The 9,448-nt window shown below is 38.1% G+C and carries 11 protein-coding genes and 3 pseudogenes; 4 read left to right on the top strand and 10 right to left on the bottom strand.

Annotated features, from left to right (window positions below):
* Nucleotides 1-467: transposase (locus ACIFO6_RS11695; RefSeq protein ID WP_430040836.1), on the top strand; the 467-nt coding region annotated here is incomplete at its 5' end.
* Nucleotides 468-485: 18 nt separating this feature from the next.
* On the opposite strand, the gene ACIFO6_RS11690 is transcribed toward ACIFO6_RS11695, so the two are convergent.
* From ACIFO6_RS11690 to ACIFO6_RS11680, 3 genes and pseudogenes are all read right to left on the bottom strand, one after another.
* Nucleotides 486-584 carry a putative phage abortive infection protein gene (locus ACIFO6_RS11690; protein WP_430040838.1) on the bottom strand — a complete coding sequence of 33 codons (99 nt, stop codon included), beginning with the start codon at nucleotides 582-584 and terminating at the stop codon, nucleotides 486-488.
* Nucleotides 585-703: 119 nt separating this feature from the next.
* Nucleotides 704-880, bottom strand: a pseudogene (locus tag ACIFO6_RS11685) (transposase); the annotation flags it as partial.
* A 151-nt stretch (nucleotides 881-1,031) separates the two neighbouring features.
* Nucleotides 1,032-2,624 (bottom strand): hypothetical protein, encoded by a 1,593-nt coding sequence (locus tag ACIFO6_RS11680; protein WP_430040835.1) that lies wholly within the window; start codon nucleotides 2,622-2,624, stop codon nucleotides 1,032-1,034.
* Between the two features lie 406 nt (nucleotides 2,625-3,030).
* Between ACIFO6_RS11680 and ACIFO6_RS11675 the strand changes: the two are divergent.
* Nucleotides 3,031-3,261 (top strand): annotated as a pseudogene (locus ACIFO6_RS11675) (sulfurtransferase); the annotation flags it as partial.
* Nucleotides 3,262-3,370: 109 nt separating this feature from the next.
* Here the strand turns inward: ACIFO6_RS11675 and ACIFO6_RS11670 are convergent.
* The gene (locus tag ACIFO6_RS11670) at nucleotides 3,371-4,207 is read right to left on the bottom strand and encodes a DUF5050 domain-containing protein (RefSeq protein WP_430040837.1); all 837 of its coding nucleotides are present in this window, start codon (nucleotides 4,205-4,207) and stop codon (nucleotides 3,371-3,373) included.
* Between the two features lie 387 nt (nucleotides 4,208-4,594).
* On the opposite strand from ACIFO6_RS11670, the gene ACIFO6_RS11665 reads away from it, so the two are divergent.
* Together ACIFO6_RS11665 and ACIFO6_RS11660 are read left to right on the top strand one after the other, a co-directional pair.
* On the top strand, nucleotides 4,595-4,969 hold the full coding sequence (locus ACIFO6_RS11665) for a sulfurtransferase (RefSeq protein ID WP_430040834.1): 375 nt from the start codon (nucleotides 4,595-4,597) through the stop codon (nucleotides 4,967-4,969).
* A gap of 271 nt (nucleotides 4,970-5,240) precedes the next feature.
* The gene (locus ACIFO6_RS11660) at nucleotides 5,241-5,960 is read left to right on the top strand and encodes an SDR family NAD(P)-dependent oxidoreductase (RefSeq protein WP_430040833.1); all 720 of its coding nucleotides are present in this window, start codon (nucleotides 5,241-5,243) and stop codon (nucleotides 5,958-5,960) included.
* 151 nt (nucleotides 5,961-6,111) lie between these two features.
* Here the strand turns inward: ACIFO6_RS11660 and ACIFO6_RS11655 are convergent, their stop codons facing one another.
* The 6 genes and pseudogenes from ACIFO6_RS11655 to ACIFO6_RS11630 all read right to left on the bottom strand — a co-directional run bounded on the left by ACIFO6_RS11655 (nucleotide 6,112) and on the right by ACIFO6_RS11630 (nucleotide 9,007).
* The gene (locus ACIFO6_RS11655; protein WP_430040832.1) at nucleotides 6,112-6,279 is read right to left on the bottom strand and encodes a hypothetical protein; all 168 of its coding nucleotides are present in this window, start codon (nucleotides 6,277-6,279) and stop codon (nucleotides 6,112-6,114) included.
* A 300-nt stretch (nucleotides 6,280-6,579) separates the two neighbouring features.
* The gene (locus tag ACIFO6_RS11650; protein WP_430040831.1) at nucleotides 6,580-6,831 is read right to left on the bottom strand and encodes a DUF6979 family protein; all 252 of its coding nucleotides are present in this window, start codon (nucleotides 6,829-6,831) and stop codon (nucleotides 6,580-6,582) included.
* Between the two features lie 228 nt (nucleotides 6,832-7,059).
* Nucleotides 7,060-7,296, bottom strand: a pseudogene (locus ACIFO6_RS11645) (GNAT family N-acetyltransferase); the annotation flags it as partial.
* Nucleotides 7,297-7,521: 225 nt separating this feature from the next.
* On the bottom strand, nucleotides 7,522-8,016 hold the full coding sequence (locus tag ACIFO6_RS11640) for a DUF6933 domain-containing protein (RefSeq protein WP_430040830.1): 495 nt from the start codon (nucleotides 8,014-8,016) through the stop codon (nucleotides 7,522-7,524).
* A 220-nt stretch (nucleotides 8,017-8,236) separates the two neighbouring features.
* Nucleotides 8,237-8,587 carry a hypothetical protein gene (locus ACIFO6_RS11635; protein WP_430040829.1) on the bottom strand — a complete coding sequence of 117 codons (351 nt, stop codon included), beginning with the start codon at nucleotides 8,585-8,587 and terminating at the stop codon, nucleotides 8,237-8,239.
* Nucleotides 8,588-8,779: 192 nt separating this feature from the next.
* Entirely contained in the window at nucleotides 8,780-9,007 is a 228-nt protein-coding gene (locus ACIFO6_RS11630; protein ID WP_430040828.1) for a hypothetical protein, read from the bottom strand.
* Nucleotides 9,008-9,448: the final 441 nt, after the last annotated feature.

Raw genomic sequence — 9,448 nt, 5'->3', positions numbered from 1 at the left:
CGCCTCCAGAAGCCAGATTCATCCGTCATTCGAGATATCCTTGCCAGTTGGGAACCCCTCAGTGTCGTTCCAGGCAACGTCATCGTGTGGTGATGTTTCGAGATTTTGAAGGTCGGGAAATTCGGGTGGTTACCGATTTAATGCAGATGACCGCAGAACAAATCGCACAGATGTATAAAGCTCGGTGGCAGATTGAAGTCTTTTTCCGTTGGATCAAGCAACATTTGAATATTCCAACGCTGTTTGGCACAACCGAAAATGCGGTCTATGGGCAACTCTTTTGTGCTCTAATCGTCTATGTCCTGCTCAATTGGCTATTTGTTGCTGCTCAGACTTCATGGCCAAAACATGCCGTTCTTTCCTTTGCGCGTTTTTCCCGTCTATTTCTTCTTCAAAACCTACCTGTTGAATGGCTGATTCAAATTCAGCGCGTTCTTCTTCAGAGTACCTCTGGTTTTATTAATTAAATTACTTATTATGGTTAATCAACAGGCGTGATAGAACAGTATAGTCTGCTCACTGGCAGACAACTGGGAACTAATTATTCTGGTGTATTCTTTTTTTGATCGATGCCAGTAATCTATTCATTTTTCTCCACCGTGCGTAATAAATTTTACAAATTCCTAAGATATGCCCCAAGTCTGGGCTCATAATATTGAAAGTAACCTTCGCAGGTAGATAATATAACGTTGAGTTGTGAACGATTGTCCTTTTCTTTGAAGGAACCGCTTGCCCTTGATTGCTTGATCCAGCGGTCTAAAGCCGAAGCGGTGAGGTCGTATTCCTCGACAATTTTGGCTCTGGACTTCCCATTTTCATAGAGTTGCACCATTTGCTTTTTAAACTCCACCTTAAATGTCCGTCGTTGTTGTTTGGACATGGTAGAGATCCGCTGCTTCATCAGTTAGATCTATTCTACAAGCCACTATTTTTATTGTCCAACTAAGTGTAGCCGATCCATTATTCTTCTTACTCGCTTTACTAGAGGATGGTACTGAATCCACCTCTATAAGGGTGAGCAAAGTTAGTGCCTACTCTGTCACCACGTCAGGAATAGCTTCGATGTTGCTATTGATGAAATTGTTAAATTCTGTGTCTTTGTCAAATTTGTTTATGAGATATCTTACACATTCTTCATACAGCAAGATCTGAATTGTTTTGTATCGATCATACTGCTTGTTATGTCTTGTACATACTACTTGATCCAATGATAGATTTTCTTTACGCAGTCTCTTTTTACAACTCCATACAATTTCTTCGCAGAAATTTATATTATTGTAATAGTATCCATTATTATATCCCCAATACCAACTGTACGAATGATGCTCCAAGATTCTATTAAAGAAAAATCCAAGAATGTCATTACTGATTGTATTGTTGCTAAAAGACGCTGAATTGATAGACAGCCTCAACATAGTCCTCAAGGTTGCGGCAACACAATTGTATGAATATTCAACAGGGGAGCCAGATCTTTGAGAAAGTCCTTTAGCAACTGATATAAAATCCACATACCATTCATATCTGCTACTGGGCGTAGGCTCCAAGCACTTTTCAACCATCTCTAAAATATGTTGACTACATAGTGCCATGTAAAGACTATTTTTACTTGTATTTATTTGGTTTGAAACCTCTTTTTGAGCAACCTGATAGGAACTGATTGTTTTAATGCAGTTACTGAAAGTTTGAATACACGCAGGAATATAAAACTTATAGTAATTTGAGGGCTTAGTTCCAGGAATTGCAAGTGACTTAAGATACGGCACATTATTAATTCGACATTCTTTCATAACCTTTTGAACAGGCTCAATTACATCCAGATGTTTCTCAAAGACATCTGCGTATAGATGTCTAATTTGGCAATCTTCATTTGTATTGAACTCGTTTAATTTGGTCAGGTATGTCTCTACTGAATCGCTTGATGAAATATCGACTTCATCCTCATTCATTGCATGTGTACCGATAAATAAAACTGGGATATGTTTATATCTCTCACATATTTCAGTTAACCCTTTTAAGATGTAGGGCGATGGTGTTGTGGCTTTGCCCACTATCATTATTGCATCTGCACCAGCAAAAGGAATAACTCTTTCAATGTTATCTTCGTCACCGATCCCTCTTGTATCGATTAGTCTTAGTATATCTATATTATTTTCTTTCATCTCATGTAATAATTGTCTGTTAACAGGCAGTGAAATTGTTATACGGTTGAAAAATGTGTTTGGTTTGTTTATTAAAAAAAAGACATCTTCAAGAGACATATTGCTTAAATATTCTTTAGCTAATTCATTAACGTTTTTTTCAAACTCTTCATCGGTTCTATCCAACCTCTCTAACTCACCAATGTCACCTAAAAATTTTTCGAAATCTGTATCGCCCACAAATTTAAAATTAGGATCTCTTGGGCTAACAATAGTACAGAACACAGAATCAATTTCAATTTTGTCATATTCTCCAAGAAGATATTCAATTGTAACTTTTGTAGTTCCTGCATGACCTTTGCTAGATGAAGCTTCTTTTATGGCGTCTGGGTCCAATGACAAATGTCTTATTAAAGTGCTTTTACCACAACCTGACTCACCGATAAAAACCACTTTGACTTCATTTTTATGTATTAGATTAACCATTACAAACCTCCTGACAGGGTATATTCAATTCACTTATGTTAGATATCATACCAAATATCCCTATAAAAGTATAGACAATAATAAACATATAAGGGTAAACCGACTATATTGTGCATTTTTTTACGGGTACACCCTCATATGGTCTACAAAATACGTAACCAATGTCTGTCAGTGTACTTAACCAAAAATACTTATGCCTCCCCTTCTATGACTAGCATAGTAATTATGGACTTTTCGTCCCTCTGGACTGTTAAGATATCACAACTCCTCTTCTTCGCATCTTTGTTATTCTTTATAATTAGAATATCCACCAAAAAAACAAGAAACAAATTGGGAAGGTCGGATGGTTTATTTCCACTCTCCCTTTACAGTTTATTAAACGGATAGATATCTCAGAATTCCTTGAGATCTACTGGACTCGGAAGGACGCTGGTCTGGTACCAATGCGTTGGAAGAACGTTTCAGCAAGCTGGACAAAGATGGTGCAATTATTGTGTATTGCGGCTCCGGTGTCTCCGCCTGCCCGAATGTGATTGCGTTGAAAGAAGCGGGATGCTCAAATGTGAAGTTGTATTCCGGTAGCTGGAGCGATTGGATTAGTTATGAGAAGAATCTGGTGGCTACCGGGGAATTATAAAATAAGTGTAGGAAAGTACAAAAAGCTCACGCTCACCGTGGGCTTTCACTAGTGTCTAATATCTCTGCTGCAATAGTCTATCTGTTTTTTCATGGATCAGGGCTAATTATTATTTTTTCACTTTCCCATCAAATCCAACCTTATACACGGTTTCTTTCTTAAAAGACAGGAATGCAAAACCACCCTCTACTTTTCCCAAAAACCGATCATTAGTATCCAAAGAAAGCAACTTGTTCTTTTTACCTGTATAGCGATTATAAACATGCATATCACTCTTAAAATTGCCTAAGTTGTCTTGGGGCTTATCAGTTGTATAATAGAACTTATTATCGACATATGCTATAGGGTAAAGACTATCCTCCTTCGAGACAAATGTTATTTTTCTAGTTCCATTCAGATCTGCAAGGACACCTATATAACTGTCATTATAGCGTCCTTTCACCACCTCCGAAAAAAACAAAACATCGCCATAAAATTCGTATGTCGACACACCTTTTGAGGATATTACCTTAGCTCCTGTACCATCTTTCTTCATACGATACAATTTGCCATTACCATAGTCTTTATAGTATATATACCCTTTGTTAATCCTGATAAAGTTATTAATTCCGATATCGTTAAAAGGAGGTTTAGACATAACAATCTTTTCCTTTGTGCCATCTGTTCTCATTGAGCCAAAAGACAATGGAGTTTGAAAATCCTCGCCTTTTCTCCTTTTCAAAAAGTTAATCGTATCTCCTACAACTTCAAAACTTGAAAAATCTGCATCCTGGCTTATATAAGTAAACGCTGAACCATCTTTTTTAATTTTAGCAATCTTATAAAACCACTCATCTGTCCCATCCGCTACCAAGAAATATATCCACTCTCCAACCATTTTTGAATCTCGAACAGACTTAGGATAAATCGTCTTTGTTGTGCTTTTGTTATCTGTGAATGTCGTAATGTTAATTCCAAAGAATCTTTTAAACTCAATATCACTATCCCAAACTAGAGAATCTCAAGGAGCTCCCACCCCGTATGCGGGTACTACTCCAAACAACATAATCACACTTAACAACGCTATTATATACTTTTTTCTCATCTAACTCTCCTTAAAATATGTATTTTTCTACAGTCATTATTGTAAATTACATTTACATATAACACAATCATTCCCTCTCGATTTCGATTTCAATTTCAATTTCAATTCCCAAATTTTAGTATAAAATGATTACTGGCAGAGAAAAGTTTTTTCCTGTATATGGCCAACTTTGGTGCAGGCATCGGTGTTCTGATGATGGATTCCTCCATTACCCCTTCGTCTGACCGCTGGGAAGGGCACTTGTAACCCATGGGATCTGCGCACGGAGGACGTCACCTGCTTCCTGATCCGGTTGCACTTGCAAACCGCCTTGTCAAAGCTGGCATCGGCTCCAATAGTCGTATTGTTGCTTATGACGATCAAAGCGGGATGAATGCATCTCTGCTATGGTGGCTGCTTCGCTACATCGGTCATGAACAGGTGTATGTCATGGACGAAAGCTTCTCCGCTTGGCAAAATGCCAAGTTTCCGGTGACTACGGATGTACCCGTTCAGATTCCGTCTTCCTTTGAGGTGAACGTACAGCCTCAGATGCTGGCAAGTGTGCAAGATATAGTTGGGCAAAGCAGCACCCCATTGCTGGAGTTGACTCTGATATCAAACCTTAGCTTCATGTACTATTGAGCTGATTTTGGCTCTGCGAAAGTTGTACGGATGAAGCAAGAAATCTAACTTTTAAGGACATCAACTTAAATTTTAGCAAGTTAAAATATCAGTCGGTGGGGATCTTCAGATATCACTCAATCACTTCAAACTGGACGTAAAATTTGCAAGTGCTGTATTATGGAAGCTGGAGCGATTGGATTAGCTATGAGGATAATCCGCTGGCTACCGGGGAGGAATAGGCGCAGAAACATATTTTTGCTATTAAGTGCGTAAAAAAGGAGAATTAGAAGTGAAAACCTATCTTGTGTTCGGTGCAAGCAAAGGATTAGGAGATGCATTTGTCAGGGGTGTGCCCCAACAGGGCGATAAGGTCTGGGTAGTTTCTCGCACCAAGCCTGACAACTTGAAGCTGAACGATGGTGTAGAACGAATATGGATACAGGCAGATCTGTCTGATCTCAACGCAGCCACACTTGTCGTCAATAAACTCGGGAATGGCACACTGGATGTTCTCATTTACAATGTCGGAATCTGGGAAAAGGAAGGATTTGAAGATCACTACACATTCGACAAAGATGAGCCTGCTGATATAAGTCAACTGATACATGTAAATGTCACCTCAGCCATTGTATGTATTCAATCGTTATTACCTCACCTTCGTCAATCGAAAGCTGGAAAAATCATTCTCATTGGCTCTACAGCTGGTCTGAATAATGCAAACAACACCCAGGTTGCTTTTGTCGCCTCCAAATTTGCGATTCGAGGGATCACGGAGGCCTTGAGAGAACATACAAGACACGACGGCATTGCCGTTACGTGTATCAACCCGGGGGAGCTGGCAGCTGAAATTCCATATGAAGAGGGAAGTGAACGGGCACTTGACGAATATAATGGGACACGTATCCCCCTAGCGGATATGGTTTCCATTGTAAAATGCATAGTCAACCTGTCCAAGGCAGCCTGCGTTAAAGAAATTAATATTCCGGCAATAAAGGATATGAACACTTAATCGGGAATCCGCCACAATTGATTATGAAGAACCCCGTGCTGATCAGGGGAAAATAAATACGAAAAGCCCGCGTCCGACGCGGGCTTTTGTGTTTCCTTCACATTGCAGGAAGGCTGGTTGGATGGCTCCTTGCTGCATAGGAAACGCTCGGCTATGTTGCTGCCTGTTGTTCCTTGGGATTTTGCATCAAACTGACCAACAGCATGGACAGAACCAGTACAAGAAAGTATAAAGGCATCGTAAGTAGCGCACCGTTATGAATCAAACTCATGCCGCTCGTAATCATACTCACCAGCAAATAATAGCCGAGTCCAAACATAGCTCCTGAGGTCCCTAGGACATCATGGTAATCCACGAGGGCCATGCTCAGACAAGTTTGGAAGAGCTATGCCGATACCCAGCAGGATGACAAATATGCAGAATACCGTGAGCACAAGGTCGATCAGCGTGGCTTCGATTCCGTAAAGCGCTAAACAGGCAAGACTAAGCGCCATACTCTGCGATCCTTCATCAACCGCGCTGCCACGGACAACATACTGACGTTTTGAGTCGCCTCCAGTGCCGTTGCTTGAATATTATGTTATGCGTTGCAATTCCATCCCTGAAAATACCATGAGGATTATCCTTGTATGTAATTCTTCTTATAGGGCACCTTTACAACATCCATTTGATGATTGTGTGATATTCCACTATTATTAGTAACCTTGTTCCATAGTTCTTTAATGTCTTCTAATAGATTTGGTTGTACCTTTATTAATTTAACAGCCTTAATTGCATAATCCTTGTTTTTTGATTTTCTTCTTGTGTTATAAAGACCTTTTGGAATCCCTTCAATAAGTAATCTTTCTGACTCTAAATTCATCATATTCATCGCCTCTGATATTTTTTTTAGCCTTTGCTTGAATTACATAGTAGCAGACGAAATCCCTGTCATCTTTTTGAAAAGGTTTATAACTAATCAGCTGATATCCCTTTTACACATGAAGTGAATTTTTCTTTAATTTTCTTTATCAAAAACATATTCGACATGTCTTGACTTAAACATTCGAACTGATGAAATTATGTTCAACAATACTTTGGAAATCTTACTCGACCATATATGAACTTGGTTGCTTTCTATAAATATCAAAGCCCCCCCTATTATTTCTCCATTAAAAAGCACCTTGAAATATTCACAATTTTGCATCATTTCTTCTTGCCAGCTTATGAAATCATATCCTAGTGGACCACCGATTTCGTTATTATTGAAATGTTTTGATTCTTCATCAAAGCTGGCCTTTTGTATTTCCGCAAGTTTTTGTGCATCATTTTTTATGGCTCGTTCTAGTTTCAACATTAGTTACACCTCCATTGAGTTGATTCTATATTAAGTTATCTTTTTTTGTTTTTGATTATTTTATCTCGCACAGGTTTCGTCTAACGTTTCTGTATTCATGAACCCGAAGGGTTGTCTGCTGAAATGCCTCCTTCGAAATCCTTCTCGCAAATCCAGGCTCCACAAGGAGCCGCTGCTTGAATAGTATGTTATCTGATTCCATTGCCTCTTTACGCTTACTTTCATTTATCCTCCGTAGTTTTCTTCCATCGCCTTCTTAAACACCTCGATGGGATACTCATATTTTATAGCTTTATAGATGAATCGGTTATTCCATTGATTTCTTTCTATTCCTTCATTAAATTCTTGCTCTATGATTTTCATCGTATAGATAATTTCATTTAATGTTCCTATCACACTTCGATTATTAGTAGTTGTGATAATCATACCTTCATTGTCTTCGATATATCTGCTGATTACTTTTTCTTCGATTTCCTCACTCATTAAATAATTCCTTAGTTCATTAACGAATAACTCTTCTACATTTTTTAATTGTGCCTTTTTAACTCCTACGATCGTTAAACTTAATCTTGATAAGTCATTCATGAATACGATTGTTTTTCTTCTATTCAAAGTGAACATATTGGCATGCCATGTATTTAACGGAATAGATATATCTGTTTTTTGTACTTTACAATCCATTTCTTTTAGCAGTTTTTGTGTCGCTCTTATTACGTACATTATTGTTCTCCTTGTTATTTATTTACATTTTCGCAATAGAATTTCACTTAACGTTTCTGTATTCACGACGTCCGGCGAAGTCGGATGTGTCCAGCTGCCTGCTACTTCTCCGAAATGCTTAAATGCCGGACCGAGGGCATATACCCGATGCGAGGATATTATGTCATGTGAAGTACCATGACTTCATTGAAACAACTTACAAATCCTGTTTAATTCAGCATCACCATTCTCTCCATTCTTCTGTAATATCTTGATCCTCCTCAATTTCTAATCCAGCTAGTCTTGCTGCCTTATCTATAAATTCAGCCAATTCTTCACGTTCCATTGTTTCAATAAAATAATCGTTCGTATCATTCAATTCATTAAACGTAATTACAATTTCTTCAACAGCCTTCATAATACTTTCAGGATATTTGGTTTCTTGTAATAATATTAATTGGTTTAGATAGTTATCTAGGACTTTATCACACATTAATAATCTCTCTTCTGTAAAAAGGTCATCTCCATATTCAATCATTCTTTTGTTCCATAGTTTGGTTGGTTTGTCATTAAATAAGTCTTGCAACGTCATTGGGCGTTTCCCTCATTTTCTTGTTTTTGTTTTAATAGATTTTTAAAATTGTTGCATGGTATTTCACATAACGTTGTTGTATTCATGAACCCAGCGTATGCTGGGTGTCCGGCGACTACCGGACCTAGGACGAATGTCCAACGCGTGAATATAATGCTATAAGATGTCCTCTTCTTCATTGATTATGTTGCATTATTCTTTCTTATTTCTTTTAAGCCATCTATCAATCTGCTTTTTAACTTCTTTTGTGTTGAATGCTCTTCTTATCTTTTCAATCTGATGTTCTTCTACTTTATCTTCCTTTAACGAACTTACAATAATGCTTTCCATTGCAATAAATCTTTCCTGCTCATAGATTTTAATTACTTCTTCCAAAACAGCTTCTGTCCACTCTTGCTGTCTAAAGTAGTACCAAATCATATGCTCTTTAACATGCTTATGAATACTAATCTGATCCTTATGATCCTTGATGACTTGTAATGTCTGTATACTTAATTTTCCGTGCAATTCTAATTGGTCCGACAGGTTTAGGGAATGAATAAGTCTTTCTAGTTCTTTAATTTATTTATTTAAACTTGCCGTTTCAACTTGATAAATAAACGAAAAGTGTTCTATGATATGTCCTCCTTTCATTTCGATTATTTTGGGGGATTTCTTATAACGTTTCCGCATCTATGACGTGACCGGACCTTAGATAGCTCTTATCTTAGGTCCGGCCGTGTGTTATCTGAATATGCTTCTGTGCTTGACACCTGATAACCAAAGGGCAAAAGCCTCACAGCTTAGATGCATTGTCATATGATTTCAGCGGCATCCTTGATTTCACTTCATTTATTCTTTTGACGGATTGTCAAGCCAAGT

It is taken from the genome of Paenibacillus sp. NRS-1781 (genome assembly GCF_050467745.1).
GTDB classification, from domain to species: domain Bacteria; phylum Bacillota; class Bacilli; order Paenibacillales; family Paenibacillaceae; genus Paenibacillus; species Paenibacillus terrae_A.
This window is presented reverse-complemented; position numbering and strand designations above follow the sequence as displayed.

Bases quoted from the DNA above. Each gene is read 5' to 3' on its own strand.
- ACIFO6_RS11680 (WP_430040835.1), bottom strand. From the start codon at position 2,624: ATGGTTAATCTAATACATAAAAATGAAGTCAAAGTGGTTTTTATCGGT.
- ACIFO6_RS11665 (WP_430040834.1), top strand. From the start codon at position 4,595: ATGGGATCTGCGCACGGAGGACGTCACCTGCTTCCTGATCCGGTTGCA.
- ACIFO6_RS11655 (WP_430040832.1), bottom strand. From the start codon at position 6,279: ATGTTTGGACTCGGCTATTATTTGCTGGTGAGTATGATTACGAGCGGC.
- ACIFO6_RS11650 (WP_430040831.1), bottom strand. From the start codon at position 6,831: ATGAATATGATGAATTTAGAGTCAGAAAGATTACTTATTGAAGGGATT.
- ACIFO6_RS11640 (WP_430040830.1), bottom strand. From the start codon at position 8,016: ATGTACGTAATAAGAGCGACACAAAAACTGCTAAAAGAAATGGATTGT.
- ACIFO6_RS11635 (WP_430040829.1), bottom strand. From the start codon at position 8,587: ATGACGTTGCAAGACTTATTTAATGACAAACCAACCAAACTATGGAAC.
- ACIFO6_RS11630 (WP_430040828.1), bottom strand. From the start codon at position 9,007: ATGATTTGGTACTACTTTAGACAGCAAGAGTGGACAGAAGCTGTTTTG.